At 70.9% G+C, this 21606-nt stretch carries 21 protein-coding genes and 2 pseudogenes; 7 read left to right on the top strand and 16 right to left on the bottom strand.

The features are described 5' to 3' along the window. Nucleotides 1-9 precede the first annotated feature (9 nt). Together ACZ6WN_RS05705 and ACZ6WN_RS05700 are read left to right on the top strand one after the other, a co-directional pair. Nucleotides 10-1227 carry a hypothetical protein gene (locus ACZ6WN_RS05705; protein WP_465863265.1) on the top strand — a complete coding sequence of 406 codons (1218 nt, stop codon included), beginning with the start codon at nucleotides 10-12 and terminating at the stop codon, nucleotides 1225-1227. A 4-nt stretch (nucleotides 1228-1231) separates the two neighbouring features. Continuing rightward, a complete protein-coding gene (locus tag ACZ6WN_RS05700; protein WP_465863264.1) occupies nucleotides 1232-2188 on the top strand; it encodes a formylglycine-generating enzyme family protein in 957 nt (318 codons plus the stop codon). A gap of 4 nt (nucleotides 2189-2192) precedes the next feature. Here the strand turns inward: ACZ6WN_RS05700 and ACZ6WN_RS05695 are convergent, their stop codons facing one another. After that, a complete protein-coding gene (locus tag ACZ6WN_RS05695) occupies nucleotides 2193-3737 on the bottom strand; it encodes a sulfatase-like hydrolase/transferase (RefSeq protein ID WP_465863263.1) in 1545 nt (514 codons plus the stop codon). A 126-nt stretch (nucleotides 3738-3863) separates the two neighbouring features. Between ACZ6WN_RS05695 and ACZ6WN_RS05690 the strand changes: the two genes are divergently transcribed. Next, entirely contained in the window at nucleotides 3864-4319 is a 456-nt protein-coding gene (locus tag ACZ6WN_RS05690) for a DUF5709 domain-containing protein (protein WP_465863261.1), read from the top strand. A 15-nt stretch (nucleotides 4320-4334) separates the two neighbouring features. On the opposite strand, the gene ACZ6WN_RS05685 is transcribed toward ACZ6WN_RS05690, so the two are convergent. Then, a complete protein-coding gene (locus ACZ6WN_RS05685) occupies nucleotides 4335-4730 on the bottom strand; it encodes a VOC family protein (protein ID WP_465863260.1) in 396 nt (131 codons plus the stop codon). A gap of 138 nt (nucleotides 4731-4868) precedes the next feature. Between ACZ6WN_RS05685 and ACZ6WN_RS05680 the strand changes: the two genes are divergently transcribed. Further along, nucleotides 4869-5918: an adenosine deaminase gene (locus ACZ6WN_RS05680; RefSeq protein ID WP_465863259.1), complete on the top strand. Its 1050-nt coding sequence runs from the start codon at nucleotides 4869-4871 to the stop codon at nucleotides 5916-5918. A 48-nt stretch (nucleotides 5919-5966) separates the two neighbouring features. Continuing rightward, entirely contained in the window at nucleotides 5967-6821 is an 855-nt protein-coding gene (locus tag ACZ6WN_RS05675) for an alpha/beta fold hydrolase (RefSeq protein WP_465863258.1), read from the top strand. Nucleotides 6822-6838: 17 nt separating this feature from the next. On the opposite strand, the gene ACZ6WN_RS05670 is transcribed toward ACZ6WN_RS05675, so the two are convergent. Further along, nucleotides 6839-7270, bottom strand: coding sequence for a MarR family winged helix-turn-helix transcriptional regulator (locus ACZ6WN_RS05670; RefSeq protein WP_465863256.1), 432 nt, complete (start codon nucleotides 7268-7270; stop codon nucleotides 6839-6841). A 114-nt stretch (nucleotides 7271-7384) separates the two neighbouring features. On the opposite strand from ACZ6WN_RS05670, the gene ACZ6WN_RS05665 reads away from it, so the two are divergent. After that, the gene (locus tag ACZ6WN_RS05665; RefSeq protein WP_465863254.1) at nucleotides 7385-9493 is read left to right on the top strand and encodes an MMPL family transporter; all 2109 of its coding nucleotides are present in this window, start codon (nucleotides 7385-7387) and stop codon (nucleotides 9491-9493) included. Between the two features lie 134 nt (nucleotides 9494-9627). On the opposite strand, the gene ACZ6WN_RS05660 is transcribed toward ACZ6WN_RS05665, so the two are convergent. From ACZ6WN_RS05660 to ACZ6WN_RS05635, 6 genes and pseudogenes are all read right to left on the bottom strand, one after another. Then, on the bottom strand, nucleotides 9628-11346 hold the full coding sequence (locus ACZ6WN_RS05660) for an acetyl/propionyl/methylcrotonyl-CoA carboxylase subunit alpha (RefSeq protein WP_465863253.1): 1719 nt from the start codon (nucleotides 11344-11346) through the stop codon (nucleotides 9628-9630). A gap of 1 nt (nucleotide 11347) precedes the next feature. Then, a pseudogene (locus ACZ6WN_RS05655) lies at nucleotides 11348-12265 on the bottom strand (5-oxoprolinase subunit C family protein); the annotation flags it as partial. 105 nt (nucleotides 12266-12370) lie between these two features. Then, nucleotides 12371-12973 (bottom strand): annotated as a pseudogene (locus tag ACZ6WN_RS05650) (5-oxoprolinase subunit B family protein); the annotation flags it as partial. Beyond that, nucleotides 12970-13764, bottom strand: a complete 795-nt coding sequence (locus ACZ6WN_RS05645; RefSeq protein ID WP_465863252.1) for a putative hydro-lyase — start codon at nucleotides 13762-13764, stop codon at nucleotides 12970-12972. The gene ACZ6WN_RS05645 and the pseudogene ACZ6WN_RS05650, both read right to left, overlap by 4 nt. Then, nucleotides 13761-14540: a LamB/YcsF family protein gene (locus tag ACZ6WN_RS05640; protein WP_465863250.1), complete on the bottom strand. Its 780-nt coding sequence runs from the start codon at nucleotides 14538-14540 to the stop codon at nucleotides 13761-13763. Before ACZ6WN_RS05640 ends, ACZ6WN_RS05645 begins: the two co-directional genes overlap by 4 nt. A gap of 5 nt (nucleotides 14541-14545) precedes the next feature. After that, a complete protein-coding gene (locus ACZ6WN_RS05635; RefSeq protein WP_465863249.1) occupies nucleotides 14546-15802 on the bottom strand; it encodes an NRAMP family divalent metal transporter in 1257 nt (418 codons plus the stop codon). Nucleotides 15803-15949: 147 nt separating this feature from the next. Between ACZ6WN_RS05635 and ACZ6WN_RS05630 the strand changes: the two genes are divergently transcribed. Next, nucleotides 15950-16591, top strand: coding sequence for a GntR family transcriptional regulator (locus ACZ6WN_RS05630; RefSeq protein WP_465863248.1), 642 nt, complete (start codon nucleotides 15950-15952; stop codon nucleotides 16589-16591). A gap of 27 nt (nucleotides 16592-16618) precedes the next feature. Here the strand turns inward: ACZ6WN_RS05630 and ACZ6WN_RS05625 are convergent, their stop codons facing one another. The 7 genes from ACZ6WN_RS05625 to guaA all read right to left on the bottom strand — a co-directional run bounded on the left by ACZ6WN_RS05625 (nucleotide 16619) and on the right by guaA (nucleotide 21592). Next, nucleotides 16619-16882 carry a hypothetical protein gene (locus tag ACZ6WN_RS05625; RefSeq protein ID WP_465863246.1) on the bottom strand — a complete coding sequence of 88 codons (264 nt, stop codon included), beginning with the start codon at nucleotides 16880-16882 and terminating at the stop codon, nucleotides 16619-16621. Between the two features lie 10 nt (nucleotides 16883-16892). After that, entirely contained in the window at nucleotides 16893-17225 is a 333-nt protein-coding gene (locus ACZ6WN_RS05620) for a hypothetical protein (RefSeq protein ID WP_465863244.1), read from the bottom strand. Between the two features lie 236 nt (nucleotides 17226-17461). Next, nucleotides 17462-17833, bottom strand: a complete 372-nt coding sequence (locus ACZ6WN_RS05615; RefSeq protein ID WP_465863242.1) for a DoxX family protein — start codon at nucleotides 17831-17833, stop codon at nucleotides 17462-17464. A gap of 80 nt (nucleotides 17834-17913) precedes the next feature. Beyond that, nucleotides 17914-18336 (bottom strand): uracil-DNA glycosylase family protein, encoded by a 423-nt coding sequence (locus ACZ6WN_RS05610; protein ID WP_465863514.1) that lies wholly within the window; start codon nucleotides 18334-18336, stop codon nucleotides 17914-17916. Between the two features lie 205 nt (nucleotides 18337-18541). Continuing rightward, the gene (locus tag ACZ6WN_RS05605; RefSeq protein WP_465863241.1) at nucleotides 18542-18883 is read right to left on the bottom strand and encodes a DUF3140 domain-containing protein; all 342 of its coding nucleotides are present in this window, start codon (nucleotides 18881-18883) and stop codon (nucleotides 18542-18544) included. Between the two features lie 66 nt (nucleotides 18884-18949). After that, nucleotides 18950-19981 carry a hypothetical protein gene (locus ACZ6WN_RS05600; RefSeq protein WP_465863240.1) on the bottom strand — a complete coding sequence of 344 codons (1032 nt, stop codon included), beginning with the start codon at nucleotides 19979-19981 and terminating at the stop codon, nucleotides 18950-18952. A 36-nt stretch (nucleotides 19982-20017) separates the two neighbouring features. Then, a complete protein-coding gene (gene guaA, locus ACZ6WN_RS05595) occupies nucleotides 20018-21592 on the bottom strand; it encodes a glutamine-hydrolyzing GMP synthase (protein WP_465863239.1) in 1575 nt (524 codons plus the stop codon). Nucleotides 21593-21606 lie beyond the last annotated feature (14 nt).

The raw sequence follows: 21606 nt of genomic DNA, 5'->3' as shown, positions 1-21606 counted from the left end.
GGGAGTGAGATGTCCGACCCCACCGGCAGCACCGCTCAACAACAACCGAAACCCACCGAGCTCGCCAACGCGGCGGCCGAGGAGGCCCGTCGGCGACGGCTCGGGCTGCCGCCGTTGCCGCGCCGTCGGCGCGACCGGGGCCGTCCGGTACGCCTGGCGCTGCGCTGGCTCGTGAGCGTGGGTGTGCTCGTGGCGGTGGCCTTCCTCGGCACCTCGGCGTGGGCCTACTTCACCGGTGAGATCGGTCCGCTGCGCGGTGACGAGAAGGCGGTGGCGCGCACCCTCACCCTCGCCGGCGACACCCCCGCCTGGGCCGACCCCGAGCAGATCCGCTGCGCCGCGGACGCGATCGCCAAGGACGAGGGCAGCGCGGGGCTCACCGATGCCGGGGTGGTCGCCAGGGCGGGTGGCGGCTTCAGCTACACCGGCGAGTGGCCCTCGGCGCTGGGCTCGCAGTGGTACGCGGAGCTGCTCGGCTGCGCCGACGGCGGCGCGAACAACTGGAGCAGGCAGGTCGCGGAGGCCTGGACGCTCGACGACCCGCGCTGCCTGCGCGAGGTCGGCCGCCCGGCGATCGCCGGCGTCCTCGCCGTCACCAACCTGCGGCTCACCGACGAGGACCTCGCTGCCAAGAACGTCGCCGCGATCACCGACCTGGACACGTGCTACGCCCGCACCCCCGAAGCGCCCACCGCTGCCGCGGCCGCGGGCTACCGCGAGGTCACGCTGAAGGTCACCGCTCCGACGGTCACCTCCGGCATCGCCTCCATCGACGACGGGGCCACGCAGCCGACCACGGGCGAGGACCCGGAGCTCACCTACACCCTCCCGGTCGACAAGGGCGGCACCGAGGCCTGCGTGGAGGCGACCACCAAGGTGACGTACGCCTGGGGCACGGTCCGCGCCGGCGAGCCGGCCAAGCTGTGCGGCAAGGCGGCCGCGGCCCGGATGGAGTGGCACCCGGTCGAGCGCTCGTGCCCGAAGGGCAAGCCGAAGTGCACCTACATGGCCGCATACGTCGAAGGCCTCTCCGACAACCAGACGATGACAGTCACCTACCGACCGACGGGCGACTTCACGTGCGCCGGCAAGAAGCCGACCTGCACGGTCAAGATCAAGGCCGACGCCAACGGCAAGGCCCGCACGCCCGGCCTCATGGTCACCGGCAAGAAGGGGAAGGTCGTGGCGAGCGCGGGCAGTCTGAAGGCCACCTACACCGGCTCGTAGGCTGGTGGGCGTGCCTTCCGACCTCACCTTCGGCGCGACCCGCGGGCCCAGCCCCGACCCGGCTCGGCGCCCGCCGGCCCTGCCCCGCAAGCGCCGCCGCACCCTCGTGGACCTCCCCGGTGGGACGTACGCCGCCGGGGACTCGTTCGGCGAGGGCTACCAGGCCGACGGCGAGGGTCCGGTGCACCCGGTCGCCCTGCCCGGCTTCCGGCTGGACGCGACCGCTGTCACCAACGAGGAGTTCGCCCGGTTCGTGAAGGCGACCGGTCACGTCACCACGGCCGAGCGAGAGGGCTTCTCGGCCGTCTTCCATCTGGCCTTCGAGGGCTCACCCCGCGACATCCTCGGCCGCTCCCCCGAAGCCCCCTGGTGGCTCGGGGTGCGCGGCGCCTCCTGGCGGGCGCCGGAGGGCCCCGGCTCCAACGTCGGCCGCCGCGGCAACCACCCGGTCGTGCACGTCTCCCACGACGACGCGCTGGCCTACTGCGACTGGGCAGGGACCAGGCTGCCGACCGAGGCCGAGTGGGAGTACGCCGCCCGCGGCGGCCTCGACGGCTCCCGGTTCCCGTGGGGCGACGATCTGGAGCAGGACGGCACCCATCACGCCAACGTCTGGCAGGGAGTCTTCCCGGACACCAACACCGCCGCCGACGGGTTCGTCACGACCGCGCCGGTACGGACGTACGAGCCCAACGGCTTCGGAATGTTCCAGATGATCGGCAACATCTGGGAGTGGTGTGCGGACTGGTTCTCGCCGACCTACTACACCGAGCTCGTCGACGGGCTCGCCTCGGACCCGCGCGGCCCGGCCGAGGGCCTGACCCGGGTGATGCGCGGCGGCTCCTACCTCTGCCACGACTCCTACTGCCACCGCTACCGGCTCTCGGCGCGCTCCAGCAGCCCGCCCGACTCGACCGCGGGCAACCTGGGGTTCCGCTGCGCGGCCGACGAGCAGCCGTAGGGGCTCAGCCGGCGGGGTAGAACTCCTTCGGACACTCGTCCCCCGCACACTTCGCGTACTTCTCGCTCAGCCCACGCAGCTCGGCCAGCTCGTCGGCGTGCTCGGGGAGCAGCGCGAGCGAGCGGATCTGGTAGGGGTCGTCGGCCAGGTTGTAGAGCTCTTCGCTGCCGTCGGAGAAGCGGGCGTAGGTCCAGTCACCGAAGCGGATCCCCGAGTAGATCTGCTTGGAGCCGTCGTTGACCCGCCATGCGGAGAGCGGGATCACCCGGTTCTGCGCGGGGGCGTTGAGCCACGGCATGATGTTGACGCCGTCCTGGGGCCGCCCCGGCTCGGCACCGGCGACCGCCATGATCGTGGTGGCGATGTCGGGGTTGCCGACCCCGGTGGCCAGGCTCCGTCCGGCCGGGACGCCCGGGCCGCGCAGGATCACCGGGATCCGCTGCGTCTCGCGGTAGTGCATCAGCTTGCCGTTGATGTTGTGGCCGCCGGTGGTGTAGCCGTTGTCCGAGGTGAAGATGATGATGGTGTTGTCGAGCTGGCCGGTCTCCTGCAGACGGAGTACGTGACTGGCGACCGCCCGGTCGAGCGCCTGGACGGCCTCGACCCGCTGCTCGTGCGCGATCCGCAGCTCGGCGCGGCCCTGCGCGTCGAAGTACTTGCGGGAGGCCGAGATCCGCGGCGCATCGGTCGGCGTGCGGAACATGTAGGGAGTGTCCGGCAGCTCGAGGCCGTCGAAGGAGTGCTTGTCCTCCTCCGCGGGCCTGGTGGTGCTGGTGCCCTCCGGGTCGCCCGGCTCATCGGGGCCGCCGTGGTGCGGGGCCACGTAGTTGAGCCACATGTACCACGGCTTGTCGGCACGCTCGGGCGCCGAGATCATCTCGTTGGCCTGGTCCCGCATCACGTAGGTCGTGTAGCGGTGGTAGGTCGTGAGCTTGCCGTTGTGGTTGATCCGCGGCCGGATGAAGTTGTAGGTCGACATGTCGGTCGTCGCCCGCCAGTCGGTCCACCCGGGCGGCACGTCCTTGGCGGTCCCGTCGAGGCCGTAGCCGTTCAGGTACTTGCCGGTGAAGAGGGTGTCGTAGCCGGCCTTCTGCAGGGCCTCGGGCAGCGTGCCGGTGTGGTCCATCGCCTGGTAGCCACCCCGCTCGCCGTTGATCGTGACGGTGTGGTGGTTCTGGCTGTACTGCCCCGTCAGCAACGACGCGCGGGCCGGCACGCAGATCGGCGTGGGCGCGATCGCCTCGGTCAGCGAGGTGCCCTGGGCGGCCAGGAGATGGCGGGTGTGGGGCATGAACTCGAGGTCCTCGTAGGCGAGGTCGTCCGCCGTGATCATGAGGATGTTGGGCCGGGTCGAGGAGGGCGTCCAGTCGGGGGTCGCCGTCGGTGTCGAGGGAACCACGCCCTGGTCGTCGCCGCGCGCGAAGGCGTTCCCGGCCAGCGAGCCCAACGAGCCCAACGGACCGGCCGATTCAGGCATCGCGCCGAGCGCGATCGAGGCGCCGGCGAGCACGGCAACGGCGGCCACCGCCAATCGGGCGCGAGGCGCCATCTGGTCTGCTCCCTCGGTCGATCCCCGCGTCGTTTGTTTGCGCCCGGTTCCACTACCTACCGGACCGGGTTAACGTTACCGAAGGGGGCCGCGATGACCCCAATGCCGGCCGATCAGGAGACTCAAGTGAGCGAATCGCGCGAGAACTACGGCGACTACAGTGTCGACGACGAGGACCAGATCACCGGCGAGGACGCGCTCTCCGGGGACGTTCTCGAGGGTGAGGTGCGCGACGAGCTCGACCACGGCATCGTCACCGCCGATCACTACTCCACCGACTACGGCAACACGCCCTGGGAGGAGGAGCACCGTGAGTGCATCGACCAGCGCCGCCACCAGGAGGTGCCGGAGCCGGATCCCTACGCGGTCGAGTACGACGATGCCGAGGAGAGCGACGACCCCGACGGCCGCGAGGTCGGCAACAAGCGAGCGGGCCGGCTGGTCGACCCCGACCTCGGCGAGGGCGAGGACACCGAGTCCGAGCTCTACGGCGTGGACGCCGGCATCGACGGCGCCGGTGCCTCGGCCGAGGAGGCCGCCATGCACATCATCGACGACGAGGACGACGAGGACTACCGCTGAGCCTTCCGGCTGCGGCTAGGCGGTGAGGTCGTCGACGTCCAGCACGACCTCGACCTCGAACCCTTCGGAGCTCTCCAGGTAGAGCGCGGTGTGCTCGTCGCCGCCGGCGTGCGGGTAGCGGTCGGCGTACATCTCGTGCCAGCCGTGCTCTGTCGACGCCGCCCGCATCCGGTCGAGCACCTCTCGGCTCTCGATGGTGAACGCGATGTGGTTCACGCCGGGCCGGAGCCGGTCCTGCGTGCCGTGCTGGTCGGTGGAGTGCTCCAGGAAGACGTACGTCCCGTCCGGTGCCTCCCAGAAGTGACCCTTCTCCCCGGCCTCCCAGCCGAGCTCGCCGAAGAGCCACCCCCACTCGCCCGCGGCGGTCTCGAAGTCGTCGACCCAGAGGTCCCAGTGATGGATCGCTCGCATCTCTCCCCCTAACCGGCCGGTGAGGCCGAGGCTACCTCGCGCAGCGGCGTACGTGGATCGGTTCGGACCCGAAGACCTGATGAGGACGGCCGAGAAAGGAAGTCGCGGAAGGGCGAACCCGCGTGTGAGGATCGGGGCGTGAGTGACCTGAAGACCTTCATCGCCGGACTGCCGAAGGCAGAGCTGCACGTCCACCACGTCGGGTCGGCTTCGCCGCGGATCGTCGCGGAGCTGGCCGCGCGGCATCCGGGGACGGTGCCGGCGGATATCGAGCTGCTGCGGGACTACTTCACGTTCAGCGACTTCGCGCACTTCATCGAGGTCTACCTCTCGGTCGTCGACCTGGTGCGTACACCGGAGGACATCCGCTATCTGACCTACGAGATCGCGCGCGACCTGGCCCAGACCCAGCAGGTCCGTTACGCCGAGCTGACCTGCACGCCGTACACCTCCGTACGCCCCGACCTGGCCGAGCGCCCGGCCGGGACGGGACACAGCGGGATGGCGATCGAGGCCTACACCGAGGCGCTCGAGGACGCGCGCGTCGGTGCCGAGCGCGACTTCGGGATCACGCTGCGCTGGATCTACGACATCCCGGGCGAGGCGGGGATCCCGGCGGCCGACGCGACCTTGGCGTACGCCGTCGACCACGGCCCCGAGGCGCTCATCGGGTTCGGGCTCGGTGGGCCGGAGGTGGGGGTTCCCCGGCCGCAGTTCGAGAGGCACTTCGACGCGGCTCGCGCCGCGGGGCTCCGCTCGCTGCCGCACGCCGGCGAGACCACCGGGCCGCAGACGATCTGGGATGCCCTGACCGTGCTGAAGGCCGAGCGGATCGGCCACGGCACCTCGGCGGCCCAGGACCCCGCCCTGCTCGCCCACCTCGCCGAGCACCGGATCCCGCTCGAGGTCTGTCCCTCGTCCAACGTCGCCACCGGTGCCGTCGCGACGCTCGAGGAGCACCCGCTGAAGACGTTCGTCGATGCCGGCGTGCCGGTCACGATCAACTCCGACGACCCGCCGATGTTCGCGACCACGCTCAACCAGGAGTACGAGATCGCGACCGACCTCCTCGGCCTCGACACCGCCGGCATCGCCGACCTCGCCCGTGCCGCGGTCGACGTCTCCTACGCACCCGACGACGTCAAGGCCCGGCTGCGCGACGAGATCGACGCGTACTCGACGCGTTGACGTCTTAACGCCTTGACGCGGGCCAGGACCACCCGTTTGCTGGTCGCCATGGGCGAGCAGACACTGGCGGTCAACGGGATCGAGCTGTGCGTCGAGACGTTCGGGAGTCCGCAGGACCCGCCGATCCTGCTCGTCGGCGGCATGAGTGCCTCGATGGACTACTGGGAGGACGACTTCTGCCAGGCGCTGGCCGCGGGTGAGAGGTTCGTGATCCGCTACGACCACCGCGACACCGGCCGCTCGACGACCTGGCCGCCGGGCGCGCCGGGCTACACCGGGCGCGACATGATCGCGGACATCCCGGCCCTGCTCGATGCCCTCGGCCTCGACAGGGCCCACCTCCTCGGCATCTCGATGGGCGGCGCGCTGGCCCAGTGCGTGGCCGTGCTGCATCCGGACCGGGTCGAGACGATGATCCTCGACGAGACCTCACCGGCCTTCGACGGCGTACCCGACCTGCCGCCCGTCGGTGAGGAGCTGGCCGACTTCTTCGCGGCGGCCGCGAAGAGCGCGGTGCCCGATCCCGGCGACCACGAGGCCCTGGTGACGATGCTGGTCGAGGACCAGCGGGCATTCGTGCCCGAGCGCTTCGACGAGGCCCGGACGCGGGCCGTGGTCGAGCGAGCCGTACGTCGCACCCCGGACATGCGGCCGAGCCTCGCCAACCATCACGCGATGAGCGACGGCGAGCCGGTGGTGGCGACGCTGGCCGACATCGCCGCGCCGACCCTGGTCGTCCACGGCACCCGCGACCCGCTGTTCCCGATCGGTCACGCCGAGATCCTGGCCCGCGACATCCCCGACGCGACGCTCCTCGTCCTCGACGGCGTCGGGCACGAACCTCCGCCGCCGTACACCTGGGACACGGTCATCCCGGCAATCCTCGACCACACACGTCGGTAAGGAAGTCCTCCCGCAACTCAGAGGAGCCGCTCGACCGCCTCGATCGCGGCGGTGAGATACGCGTCGATGACCGCACGATCGTCAGGTGACAGCCCGCGATCGAGCTCGTCCAGGGCAAGAAACATCGGCATCAGCTGACCGAGGATGTCCGCGCGACCGGAGTCGGTGACCACGACCTGGGTCCGGCGGCGATCGTCTTGGTCCGGTTCACGCCGGACGTGGCCGCGTGAAGCGAGTCGGTCGACGATCCCGGAGGCTGCTGCCGAGCTCACGCCCAGCTCGCGGGCCAGGTCGCTCGGCCCGATCGGCGCGCGGGTGATCAGCTTCATCGCAGAGAGCTCATGGTGATTCAGGTCGGCGCGACGAGCCACCGCCGGCGCCGACTGCTGCGCGACGTCGAGCAGTCGCCGAAGCAGCTGCAGCGTGGATGTGCCCATGGCCTCGGCCACCCGCCCAGGCGAGGGCTTCACCTGAGGGTCGTTCGACTCGTCGCCTTGGATTTCTCTCACCAACTTACTAAGTTACTTTCATACTTTCGTTCAAGTCTACCTAGGAGGACGCACGTGCCGTCTCTTTCCTCGCGTCGAGCGCCGGCGACCCGGCGGCTGTTGCGACCATCCCTGGCCGCCGTGGTCTCGCTCGTCGCGCTCGTTCTCTCGGGCCTCTTGATCGGCGCTGTCGGGGAGGCGGAACGCACGCCTTCGCCGACCGACAACCTCCCGGATGGCTACGACTCCAGCACCGTCGCAGAGCTCGCTGACGAGTTCGGGGCCGACGACTCCGCAGTTGCCATCGTGCTGTTCACCACCGACGACGGCACGCTGTCCACCGAGACGGTCGAGGGCGAGCTCACGGCACTGTACGGCGAGGTCGTGGCCTCGGAGAGTCCGCAACAAGGTGACGGCGGCCGACCCGCCCAGCAGCAACCGCTTCAGACCAGCGAGGACGCCACGGCCGCCCTGGGCGTGGTGCCGATCGGGGCCGAGGGCGCGAGCGAGACCGCCGACGCGATCGAGCGGATCCGCGACCTTCTCGACGACAAGACACCCGACGGCGTCGACGCTCAGGTCACCGGTCCTGCTGCGGTCCAGGCCGACCTCGCCGGGGTCTTCGAGGGCGCCGACGTCACCCTGCTCGCCGCCACCGCCGTGATCGTCGCAGTGCTGCTGATCATCACCTACCGCAGCCCGTTGCTGTGGATCGTTCCGCTGTTGGTGGTCGGGCTCGCCGACCAGGTGGCCGCCGTCTCGGCCACCCATGTCCTCGCAACGTTCGGTGTCGCCTGGGACGAGTCGACCATCGGGATCCTGAGCGTCCTCGTCTTCGGCGCCGGCACCGACTACGCGCTGCTGCTGATCAGCCGCTACCGCGACGAGCTGCGAGTCCAAGAGGATCGTTACGTCGCGATGGCCACCGCCGTGCGCGGCACGCTCGAAGCGGTGCTGGCCAGCGCCACGACGGTCACGCTCGGCCTGCTGACCCTGCTGCTGTCGGTGGTGCCGACGACCCGCGGCCTCGGCCTGGCGTGCGCAGTCGGCGTGGTCATCGCGGCATCGTATGCATTGATCGTGCTGCCCTGCACTCTCGTGCTCTTCGGGCGGTGGGTGTTCTGGCCGCTGGTCCCGCGCGTCGGGCAGGAACCACTGGTCGACTCGCGCACCTCGGCGTGGCACCGGCTGGGCACCACCGTCTCCCGACGTCCCCGCCGCTTCGCCCTGGGCGCGATCGGCGTGGTCGCACTGCTGGGCTTCTCCGTCACCCAGATCGAGCAGGGACTGCCCACCTCCGAGCAGTTCCTCGACACGCCGGAGTCGATCAGCGCCGCCGCCCGCCTCGGCGAGTCCTTCCCCGCCGGCACCGTCGACCCCGCCACCGTCATCACCCGTAGCGATCCCGGCGAGGTGACAACCTCGATCGAGCAGGGCGACGACGTGGTCTCCGTGCGCATCACCGGGCAGAACGACGACCTGACCCGGCTCGCCGTGGTCTTCGACGCCGCGAGCAACACCGCAGCCGCCGAGGCCGCCGTCGTCGACCTTCGTGACCGGCTCGACGGCTTCGACGACACCTGGGTCGGCGGCACCGAGGCGCAGTCGGTCGACGAGCGCGACGCCGCCGAGCGCGATCGGGCGCTGCTGATCCCGCTGATCCTCGGCCTGGTCATCATCGGCCTGGTGCTGCTGCTGCGATCGATCGTCGCTCCGCTGTTGCTGGTAGCCACGGTGGTCGGCACCTTCTTTGCCGCCCTCGGCACGTCGTGGTGGATCTACACCGGTGTCTTCGGGTTCTCTGCGATCGACGTCGGCGTGCCGCTGCTGGCGTTCCTGTTCCTGGTCGCGCTCGGGGTGGACTACAACATCTTCCTCATCACCCGGGCTCTGGAAGAGTCGCGGGGGCACGGACTCCGCGACGGCATGCTCCGCGGTCTCACAGCGACCGGCGGCGTGATCACCAGCGCGGGCATCCTGCTGGCGGCGGTCTTCGCCGTGCTCGGCGTGCTCCCGTTGGTGGTGCTCGCCCAGCTCGGCATCGTCATCTTCGTGGGCGTGCTGCTCGACACGCTGCTCGTGCGCACCGTGCTGGTCCCCGCCCTGTCGTTGTGGCTTGGCCCGGCGTTCTGGTGGCCGCGCCGATCCGGGGCGATCACGGGCGAGCCCGATCGACCGGCGTGATCGACCCGCGGGTGAACGGGGTCGGTCCCAGGAACTCTTGCCTCGACCGGCAGGGCGTGGTTCGCCCTGCCGGCAGGGGTTCCCCAATGATGCCGCTGTCTCCGTACGCCGAAGCCGGAGCCGGGCTACCTGAGCTAGTCGATCTTCCCGAGCACGTCCCCGATCGCGACCGTGCCGCCCACGTCGGTGCCGTGGGCGAGCACGCCCGCACGGTGTGCGGCGACACGGGTCTCCATCTTCATGGCGTCGATGACCGCGACGTCCTGGCCCGCGGCGACCTGCTCGCCGTCCGCGACGAGCCAGTCGACGAGCACGCCGGGGACGGGGGCTTCCAGCCCGGCCGGGTCGGCAGCCGCCGGACCCGCATCAGCCACCGCTGACCCGCCCGCCGCGATCCCCCGCAGGAGCTCATCGGGCAGACCGAGCATCACCCGGCGACCGTCGATCTCGATCGGTACCCGCCGCAGCGGCTGCGCGGGGGCCGGCTCGGGACGCCGCTGCGCCTCGAGCCGAGGCATCAGCGTGGTCTCGATCCACTGGGTGTGCACCGCGAACCCGTCGGTCGAGAAGGCCGGGTCCTCGAGCAGCGTCCGAGCGAAGGGTACGACGGTCGCCACCCCCTCCACATCGAGCTCGCGGAGCGCGCGGCGGGCGCGTACGACGGCGGTGTCCCGGTCCGGCGCGTGCACGATCAGCTTGGCGATCAGCGAGTCGAAGGCGCTCTGCACGGTGTCGCCGGCCTCGATTCCCGCGTCCCAGCGCACGCCGGGCCCCGCGGGAACTCGCAGCCCCGTCACGACGCCCGGGCTCGGCAGGAAGCCGCGGCCCGGGTCCTCGGCGTTGATCCGCAGCTCGATCGCATGGCCCGTCGGCGCGGGGGTCTCCGAGAAGGAGATCCCCTCACCCGCGGCGATCCGGAGCTGCTCGGCGACCAGGTCGACTCCGGTGACCGCCTCGGTGATCGGGTGCTCGACCTGCAGGCGGGTGTTCACCTCGAGGAAGGAGATCACCCCGTCCTCGCCCATCAGGAACTCGACGGTCCCGGCGCCGCGGTAGGAGACCGCCGCGCAGATGTCGCGCGCGGCCTCGTGGATGCGGCGGCGCTGCTCGTCGGTCAGCCCCGGCGCCGGGGCCTCCTCGACGAGCTTCTGGTTGCGGCGCTGCAGCGAGCAGTCCCGGTCACCGACGACCACGACGTGCCCGGCGCCGTCGCCGAGCACCTGCGCCTCGATGTGCCGCGGACGCTCGAGGAAGCGCTCGACGAAGCACTCCCCGCGACCGAACGCGGCCAGCGCCTCACGCGAGGCGGAGTCGAAGGCGTCGGCGACGTCCTCGAGCTCCCGGGCGACCTTCAGACCGCGCCCGCCGCCGCCGAAGGCGGCCTTGATCGCGATCGGGAGACCGTGCTCGCGCGCGAACGCCACCGCCTCGTCGGCGGACTCCAGCGGCCGGTCGGTGCCGGCCACGAGCGGTGCGCCCACGCTCTGCGCGATCCGGCGCGCGGTGATCTTGTCGCCGAGCTGGTCGATGCTCTCCGGGCTCGGTCCGATCCAGGTCAGGCCGGCGGCCTCGACGGCGCGCGCGAACTCGGCGCTCTCCGACAAGAACCCGTAGCCCGGATGCACCGCGTCGGCGCCGGAGGCCTGCGCCGCGGCCATGAGCCACTCGATGCTGAGGTAGGACTCGGCGGCCGTGGCCCCACCGAGCACGTACGCCTCGTCGGCAAGACGCACGTGCAGTGCGTCGGCGTCCTGGTCGGCGTAGACGGCGACCGACACGAGGCCGGCCTCGGCAACCGCCCGCACGACGCGGACGGCGATCTCTCCTCTGTTGGCGATGAGCACCCTGCGCATGTCAGTCTCCTCGGGTCTCGGCAGCCGGCCCATCGGGCGCGACGGGTCGGAAGCGGATGCGGACCCCGGGCGGCAGCTGCCCGGCCAGGTCCAGGTCGCGGTCGATGACCGCGCCGATGATCGGATAGCCGCCGGTGAGCGGGTGGTCCGGAAGGAACAGCACGGGCTGACCGTCGGGCGGCACCTGGATGGCACCGGTCACCGCCCCCTCGCTCGGCAGCTCGCCGGCCACGTCGCGCTCGAGCGGGACGGCACCTTCGAGGCGTACGCCGACACGGTCGGAGCGGGGCGTGACGGTCCACTTCTGCTCGACGAGGGTGCGTACGCCAGCCGGGGTGAACCAGTCCTCGCGCGGACCGAGCACGACACGCAGCACGACCGTGTCACCCGGTGCGGGCAGCAGGTCGGCGGCCGCAGGGTTCGGGTCCACCGCGTGCGGTGCGGCCGCGGGTCCGTTCAGCGGCACGACATCCCCCGCGCGCAGCGGCCGTCCGCCGAGGTCGCCCGGGCCGAGGCCCGCGAGGGTGTCGCTCGAGAGGCTGCCGAGCGCCGGCTCGAGATCGAGGCCACCACGCACCGCGACCACGGCGCGCAGGCCGGCGCTCACCGCGCCGAGATGCAGCTCCTCGCCGTCCTCGACGGCGGTGGCGGCGCCGTGCTCGACGGGAAGCGCGGGGCCGTCGGTGCGTACGACCGTCGTCTCGGCGGGAGCGCCCGCGACCGCCACGACCGCGGCTCCGGTGAAGCGCAGGACCGCGCCACCGCCGGCGAGCTCGAACCCTGCCGCTCCGGGCGGGTTGCCCACGGCACGGTTCGCGGCCCGCAGGGCGCGGCGGTCGGCGGTTCCCGAGGCGGAGACACCGAGGGCGGCATGGCCGGGACGGCCGAGGTCCTCGAGCACCAGCTGCAGGCCGGGGCGTACGACCTCGACGGCGAAGGGATGCTCTGCAGGATGCTCCGCGGCGGCGGCAGCCGGAGCAGGCTCGCTCACGACGACCGACTCCCGCTCGAGCCGCTCGAGCCGCTCGAAGCGCACGGTCATCCCGGGCGCGAGCAGCGCGGGCGGGTCCCGGTGCAGGTCCCACATCGGTGCGTCCGTACGCCCGATCAGCTGCCAGCCGCCGGGGCTCTCCCGAGGGTAGACACCCGAGAAGGTCCCGGCCAGGCCGACGGAGCCGGCCGGGATCCGGGTGCGCGGAGACGAGCGCCGCGGTACGTCGAACAGCGGGTCGTCACCGACGAGGTAGCCGAAGCCCGGCGCGTAGCCGGTGAAGGCCACCCGCCAGGTCGCGGCCGCATGGCGGGCGACGACCTGCTCGGCGCTGACCCCGAGCAGCTCGGCGACCTCGTCGAGATCCTGCCCGTCGTAGCGCACGCCGATCGTCACCGAACCGGCGGCCGGAAGACCGCCGTGGACGGCTTCGACGCGGGACAGCTCCTTGGCGAGCGTCACCTCGTCGACCAGCGTGGGGTCGAACCGGACGAGCACCGTCCGGGCCGCGGGCACCAGCTCGACGACGCCGATCGGAGGCTCGGCCACGAGCGTCGCGTGCAGCCGCATCGCGCCCTCGAGGTCGTCCTCCTCGACCAGCAACGCCTGATCCGATGCGATGAGAACGCGCCTCACGCCAGATACTCCGAATCCCGTACGTCGGTGATGAACATGTGGCCGGGCGCGTGGGTGAGCGCGAACGGCGGACGCGAGTCCATGATCGCGGCCTGGGGCGTGACCCCGCAGGCCCAGAACACCGGCACCTCGCCCTCGCGCACCTCGGGCGGGTCCCCGAACTCGGGAGCGGCGAGGTCGGCGATACCGAGCGAGGCCGGGTCACCGACGTGCACCGGCGCGCCGTGCACCGCCGGATAGCGCCCCGAGATGCGTACGGCATCGGCGACGCGGTCGGCGGGGATCGGTCGCATCGAGACGACCATGTCTCCGCGCAGGCGCCCGGCCGGCGCGCAGGCGCGCGAGGTGCGGTACATCGGCACGTTGCGGCCGAGCTCCTGGTGACGGATCGCGATCCCGGCGTCGGTCAGCCCCGCCTCGAACGTGAAGCTGCAGCCGATCAGGAACGAGACCAGGTCGGGGTGCTCCTCCCACGCCCCGCTCGCATCCGTGACCTCCTCGGTCAGCACACCGTCACGCCAGATCCGGTACGCCGGGATGTCGGTGCGCAGGTCGGAGCCGGGCGCCAGGGCGGACTCGTAGGCGCCCGGGTCGAGGACCTCGAGCACCGGGCACGGCTTCGGGTTGCGCTGCGCGAACAGCAGCACCTCGAAGGCCCAGTCGGCCGGCACGGAGATCAGGTTGGCCTGCACCAGGCCGTCGGCGACACCGCTCGTGGGAGCCACCTCGCCCGCCCGGTACCCGGCACGCGCGGCCCGCGCCTGCGCCAGCTGGGTGGTGCTCGCGCTCATGCGTCCGCCCCGGCGAAGGGAGCGATGACGATGCCCTCGGCCTCGAGGAGCGCCTTGGTCGCGGCGGCCATCCGGATGGCCCCGTCGCTGTCGCCGTGCACGCAGATCGAGTCGGCGCGTACGGCCACGTCGGTGCCGTCGATCGCCTCGACCACCCCTTCGCGCGCGAGCCGCAGCATCCGGGCCGCGACGGCGTCGGCGTCGTGCAGCACCGCACCGGGCTCGGCGCGCGAGACCAGCTCGCCGCCGGGCGTGTAGGCGCGGTCGGCGAAGGCCTCCGCGGCGGTCGCGATCCCGGCGGCCTCGGCGATGTCGAGCACGACGCCGCCCGCGAGCCCGAGCAGCACGAGGGACGGGTCGATCGCCTTGACCGCGGCGACGACGTCCCGCGCCTGTCGCTCGTCGCGGGCGATCGTGTTGTAGAGCGCGCCGTGCGGCTTCACGTAGCGGACCGCGCCGCCGACCGTCGAGGTCAGGCCGAGCAGCGCGCCGAGCTGGTACTCGACGTGCGCCTGCAGCGTCGCCGAGTCGATGTCCATCGCGCGGCGGCCGAAGCCCTCGTAGTCGCGGTAGCCGGGGTGCGCGCCGATCGTGACGCCGTTGGCCACGGCATCGGCGAGCGTCGTACGGATCCCTTCGGGGGTGCCGGCGTGGAACCCGCAGGCGACGTTGGCGCTCGAGACGATCGCCAGCATGGCCGCGTCGTCGGCGACCACCCGGTCGGGAGCGTTCTCGCCGAGGTCGGAGTTCAGGTCGATGGTTGCCTTGTTGTTCACGGTGCTCACGCTCCAATGCCGATGAAGGCGAAGATCGGGCCGATCGAGACGATGCCCATGTACCAGCTGAGCAGGGTCGCGAGCGTGCCCACGGTCAGCAGCCACACCGGGTAGCGGTAGCCGTGCAGAACGTCGCGCTGACGGAACCAGCCGATGTACATGAAGATCGTCATGCCGATCGGGAGGATCAGGCCGTTGAAGCCACCGACGAAGACCAGGATAGCCGCGGGAGCCGCGCCGATCAGCAGGTAGAGAGCGAGGGAGACCACGATGAAGCCGACCGTCGCGACCTGCAGCCGCCACCCCGTTCCCAGCTTCTTGGAGAAGGTCGAGATGAAGGTGGCCGAGGTGTAGGCGGCACCGATGACCGAGGTGATCGCCGCGGCCCAGAAGATCGCACCGAAGATCCGGATGCCTGCCTCGCCGAGCACCGCGCCGAACGCCTGACCGGCCGGGTTCGCGGCCTGGCTCGAGAAGTCGAGGGTGACGCCGGAGGCCACGACACCGAGGATCGCCAGGAAGAGTACGTAGCGCATGATCCCGGTGACGAGGATGCCGCTCATCGAGGCGCGGTGCACGGCCGGCACGTGCTCGGCGCCGACCAGGCCCGAGTCGAGGTAGCGGTGGGCGCCGGCGTAGGTGATGTAGCCGCCGACGGTGCCGCCCACGATCGTGGTGATGGTCGCGAAGTTGAGCGTGTCGGGCACGAAGGTCTGGCGCAGCGCGTCACCGACAGGAGGCTGCGACGCGATCGCGACGAAGAGCGTCAGCCCGATCATCAGCAGACCGAGCACGAGCACGACCATGTCGACGACGCGGCCGGCCCGCTTGTACATGAAGATGCCGATCGCGAGCAGCGCCGAGAGCAGGCCACCGATCTTCGGGTCGATGCCCAGCAGTGCGTTCAGACCGAGACCGGCACCCGCGATGTTGCCGATGTTGAACGCCAGGCCACCGATCACGATGAGCGTGGCCAGCACGTGACCGGAGTACGGCACCGCCTCGTTCGCCAGGTCGCCGGCCCGCTTGCCGGCGACGGTGATCATGCGCCACACGTTCATCTGCAGCGCGAAGTCGATCAGGATCGAGGCGAGGATCGCGAAGGCGAACGCCGCGCCGAGCTGTGCCGTGAACGTCGCGGTCTGGGTGATGAAGCCGGGGCCGATGGCCGAGGTGGCCATCAGGAAGATGGCGCCGAGGATCGGTCCTCGGCGGGAGCGCGCGAAGCTCTTCGCGCGCTCGGCGCTGGTCGTGTCAGTCATGGGGGACTCCTGCCATCAACGGGCTGTGTGGCTGGCACCACACTCTTTGTGTAGTACAAGATGGCACAGATTGTTCTACAACAACACCCGGCATTGTTAAAATGGCGTTTCGATTGTCCGCGGATCCGATTCCCCTAGGATGCGGTCATGCCCGAAGTCGAGGACACCCTGACGAACGCCCTGCGCCGGCGGATCATCGACGGCGAGTTCGCCCCCGGCACCCGGCTCTCGGAGATCTCCCTCGCCGAGAAGCTCGGGGTCTCGCGCAACACGCTTCGTGAGGCGTTCCGCGTCCTCTCCGAGCAGGGGCTCGTCGAGCACGTACCCCACCGCGGCGTCTCGGTCGCCTCACCCACCGTGGCGGACGTCGTCGACATCTATCGGGCGCGACGCTACGTCGAGACAGCCGCCCTGGCCGCCGGCTCCCCGCTCCATCCCGCGGTGACGGCGATGCGCGAGGCGGTGGAGCAGAGCGAGACCAGCCTCGAGGCGCGCGACTGGCGCACGCTCGGCACCGCCAACATGGCCTTCCACGACGCCATCGTCGCCCTCGCCGACAGCCCGCGCCTGGAGCGGCTCTTCCGCGACATCGCCGCCGAGCTGCGGCTCGCGTTCCTCGAGATCGACAACCCCGAGGCCCTGCACGCCCCCTTCGTCACCCGCAACCGCGCCCTCCTCGAGACCTTCCTCGAGCAGGGCGGACCCGCCGCCGCGGCCGAGCTCCAGGACTACCTCGTCCTCTCCGAGCGCACCGTCCTCGGCGCCTTCACCCGCCTGCACCACAGCTAGCCCGAAACCCGCCGGGTCGGCGGGTGCTCAGGCGGTCTTGAGGTGGCGGAGACGGGCCACAGCGTCGGCGCCGACCCTGCGATGGGGCCCTTCGGGAAGGTTCTCGAGATGGCCTTCCAGGGCATCCACGACCGCCACCGAGACGGTCTCGGGGGCCCGTTCGATCAATTCGATCAAGGATGTCAGGTATTCACCTGCGTCGATATCGTCCGCGATGACCTCGAGCACCTCCGCGGGGATGGACGGCAGTGCCTCCATCAGTACGCCATAGGCGAAGTCCTCGACGTTCATGACAACCATGCTAGCCCTCGCTGTCCACGGGATAGGCGTTCCAGATCTCGGGTGGCTCCCTGTCGTCCCGAACCTGCACGCGCACGAGCTGACCATCGACCACCCGCTCGAAGCGAATCTTGTCGCCGAGACGCGTCGGCGGGCGGTCGGGCTCGGCGAGGGCCAGGTCCACCGCGGCAATGATCTGAACTGCGCTCCAGCCCGCGGGAAACTTCGATTTCCTGGGCCAATCTCGTTCGGACTCAGAGGTGGCCTGGTGACGCTCGAGGATGTGCGCACTCATCCACGCTGAGAGCTGCGGGCGCCCCGACGGACGGAAGGACACGCTCGTGCCATCCGCCATGGTCGGGTAGCTCCATCTCACGCACAGGAACAGTAATCCGGCCCACCGACATTCTCGGTCGCTCCGAGCTCAGTCGCAGCGACCGACCTGGCCGGCATAGACCGTCTCCAGATACCACCGCGAGCCCGAAGGGCGGCGAGTCGGCTCGAATTGACCAGAACCCTCGCCGAGTCGGCTCGTCATGACGAGCCGACTCGGCGGGGTTTTCGGTCAGGACGGGCCGACTCGGCGGGGGCTCAGGCGGTGACGAGGGCGCGGAGGCGCTCGTCGCGGGGCCAGGCGCCGGCCCAGACGAGGACGGCGGTGGCGATGGCGAAGACGGTGTTGAAGGCCGGCTGCCCGAAGACCAGGTTCACCGTGACCGCGCCGCCGAGGTAGGCGGTGATCAGGACCGTCCCCATCGCCCGGGTGGCCGGGACGTGGTAGGCGACCAGCGACAGGCCGAGGACGACGCCACAGACCACCGGGAACCAGCCCGGCGCGCCGACCTTGTCGTTGAAGTCCATGACGGGCTCGACCCGCAGCAGGTGCGTGACGATGTCGAAGCCGAGGAACAGGGTGACCAGGACGGTGATGACCCAGCCGGCTCGTTGTGCGTTGGTGCTCATCTCGATCTCCTCAGGAAGTGGGTGGTGATGCTCGTACCCACGCGTCGAGCGTGCACCGGCGATCTCGACATCGCCCGTCACTATTTCTTCAGGGCTTTCGCGGCGACCCGCAGATCGGCGACCAGACCGTCGTACGTCGCCTGTCTCTCGTCCTCCGCCCTGAGGACCGCCGAGGGGTGGGTCGTGGCGAGGACCCAGGGGTCGAGGGTCTCCGTGGCGATGGCGTCGGGCCACTCGAGGAGGTGGCCGCGGGCCTCACCGACGCGGAAGGACGAGCCGTACAGCGCCTTGCCGGCGGTGCCGCCCAGCAGGACGACGCCGGCGGGACGTACCAGGTCCAGCTCCGCCGCCAGCCACGGAGCGCAGGCCCCGACCTGCTTGCTCGTGGGTGACTGGTGGATGCGGCGCTTGCCCGAGAGGCGGTGGCGGAAGTGCTTGACGACGTTCGTCGTGTACGTCGCCTCCGGCTCGATCCCGGCATCGGCGAGCGCCTCGTGGAGGATGCCGCCGGCCGGGCCGACGAACGGCTCGCCCTCACGGTCCTCCCGTCACCGGGCTGCTCACCGAGGAGCATCAACGGGGCCGGCGTGGGCCCCTCCCCCATCACGCCCTGGGTGGCGTCGCGGTAGAGCTCGCAGCCGCGGCAGTCCTGGACCGCGCTGCGGAGATCGGCGAGGCTCGGCGACTCCGGAACCCACTCCGCGGCACTCACGAGCCCAGCGGGTCGTGGCCGACGTTCATCAGCCGGCGGCGCCAGTGCGCATCGCCCGCGGTCGGCTCCCACTGGCCGGTGTCTCCGCCGCGCAGGTCGGTGACCTTGTCGACGACCCGATGCATCACGTCCACGTCGTCGGGGGTGAGGTCGGCGCGGCGTTTTCCCAGGATGGCGGCCACCCGGTGGCCGAGCGCGCTGCCGGCCCGGTCCGGTTCGGCCTCGGTCGTCTCCCCCGCCCCCTGCACGGCGAGCCACTTCCGCAGGTCGCGCGAGGTCATGTTCACCGCGCGGTGGAAGTTCTCCCAGAGCCTGTCGTCGACGATCGTCTCGGCCATGTCGTGCCTCCTGCCTGATCGACTGCTCGGGGTCCGGTACCCACCCCGGCGGCCAGGCACACGGCCTCACTCCAGAAGAGCCTGAGCCTCCGGTGACTCGTAGAAGCTCGAGAGCCGGCGACGGACCAGCTGCTCGAGGACACCGGCCTCGGCGAGCGCCTCGATCACCGGCGGACCGAAGCGGAGCGCCTCCTCGATCAGGTCGTCGCGGCCCAGGCCCCACTCCTCCAGGAGCCGGTCGAGGGTGAAGCCCCCGTAGGTGTCGAAGAAGAAGTCGACACCCGTGTCGACCAGGGCCTGCAGATACTCGGAGTCCCGGATGTCGAGCCAGACCTGGTAGAGCCCGACGAAGAGCGCGACCAGCTGCTCGTCGTCGACCAGGTCGGCGAGCTCGCGCACCGGTCGGGTCGCGAGCGCGTCCCAGATCTCCAGCAGCGCGTCGTGCACCTCCTCGTCGGTGACCGAGCTCGCGGCGGTGTCGGTGAGGTAGCCGAGCAGCGCTCCGGCACCCCGCTCGGCCAGCTCGCGGGCGCTCTGGTCGACGGCGGCGCCGACCGGGGTGCCCTTCACGGTGTCGGCCATCCGGCCGGCGACGCGTTCGGCGATCGAGAAGCCGAGGGAGCCACCCGGCAGGTTGTCGGCGAGCCGGCGGCCGGTGTCGACCGCACCCCGGGCCGTGCCGCGCACCAAGGTGCCGACGCCGGCCTGGATCCCCGAGTTGTCGGCCAGGCTGCGCAGGACCTGCTGGCGCAGCGTACGCATCTCGACGAGGGCCTCGACCAGCTCGGCGATCCGCGGCCGGCTGACCACCTTGCCCAGCTGGGTGTCGTTGGCGGGATGCGCCTTCAGCCGCGTCGCGAGCGCCCCAGCGACCTCCGGGATCGCGCCCGGGAGCCGGAAGGTGCTGACGTACTTGAGCGCGACCTCCTTGATCAGGTCGCGCGGCATCACCTGGTCGAGCGTCAGACCGCTGGCCGCACGCAGCGCGAAGTCGATCTCGCCGGTGACGAGATCGAGGAAGCGTACGCCCCGCATCGCCGCCATCTCGTGGGCGACGTGGGCGTCAAGGAGTCGTCGAGCGAGGTCCGGCTCAGTCATGGACGCCATTGTCCACGGCCGGGACCGCTCAACAACTCATTCCCACTCGATGGTGCCCGGGGGCTTCGAGGTGATGTCGACGGTGACCCGGTTGATCTCGCTCACCTCGTTGGTGATCCGGGTGGAGATGCGCTCCATGACGTCGTAGGGCAGGCGCGCCCAGTCGGCGGTCATCGCGTCCTCGGAGGTGACCGGGCGGAGCACGACGGGGTGGCCGTAGGTGCGGCCGTCGCCCTGGACGCCGACCGAGCGGACGTCGGCGAGCAGCACGACTGGCATCTGCCAGATGTCGCGGTCGAGACCGGCGCGGGTCATCTCCTCGCGGGCGATGGCGTCGGCCTCGCGCAGGATGTCGAGCCGCTCCTTGGTGACCTCGCCGATGATGCGGATGCCCAGGCCGGGGCCGGGGAACGGCTGGCGCTGGACGATCTCGTCGGGCAGGCCGAGCTGGGAGCCGACGGCACGCACCTCGTCCTTGAAGAGCTCACGCAGCGGCTCGACCAGCTCGAACTCGAGGTCCTCGGGGAGGCCGCCGACGTTGTGGTGGGACTTGATGTTGGAGGTGCCGGCGCCGCCGCCGGACTCGACGACGTCGGGGTAGAGGGTGCCCTGGACGAGGAAGGCGACCTTCTCGTCCGAGTCACCGAGGATCTCGACCTCGGCACGCTCGAAGCAGCGGATGAACTCGCGGCCGATGATCTTGCGCTTCTCCTCCGGGTCGGTGACCCCGGCGAGCGCGTCGAGGAACTCCTTCTCGGCGTCGACGATCTTCAGCTCGGCGCCGGTCGAGTCCCGGAACGCCTTCTCGATCGCGACCGACTCGTTCTTGCGCATCAGGCCGTGGTCGACGTAGACGCAGGTCAGCCGGTCACCGATCGCCTTGGCGACGATGGCCGCGGCGACCGCGGAGTCGACGCCACCGGAGAGCGCGCAGATCGCGCGGTGGTCGCCGATCTGCTGGCGTACCCGCTCGATCTGGTCCTCGGCGATGTTGCCGATGGTCCAGGTCTGGCGCGCGCCGGCGATGTCCCACAGGAAGTGCTCGAGCACCTTCTGCCCGTGCTCGGAGTGGAGCACCTCGGGGTGCCACTGCACGCCCGCCAGCTGCTTCTCGACGTTCTCGAAGGCCGCCACCGGGGTGTCCGCGGTGCTCGCGAGCACGGTGAAGCCCTCGGGCGCCTCGGAGACCGAGTCGCCGTGCGACATCCACACGTTGTGGGCCGGCGGCATGTCCCGGAGCAGGGTGCCGGGGACGCCGACGGTGACCGGCGTACGGCCGTACTCCCGGGCTCCGTTGTCGTCGACGGTCCCGCCCAGGCCCTGGGCCATCAGCTGGAAGCCGTAGCACATCCCGAACACCGGGGTGCCGGCGGTGAACAGGCCGTTGTCGATGGCGGGGGCGCCCTCGGCGTACACGCTCGAGGGGCCGCCGGAGAGGATGATCGCCTTCGGGTTCTTGGCGAGCATCTCCTCGACCGGCATCGAGTGCGGCACGATCTCGGAGTAGACCTTCGCCTCACGTACGCGGCGGGCGATCAGCTGCGCATACTGCGCACCGAAGTCCACCACGAGAACCAGATCGTGCTCTTCCGCCCCAGGAGCCTGCGTCATGCACGAATCCTAAC

Source organism: Nocardioides sp. NPDC054178, assembly GCF_055585005.1.
This window is presented reverse-complemented; position numbering and strand designations above follow the sequence as displayed.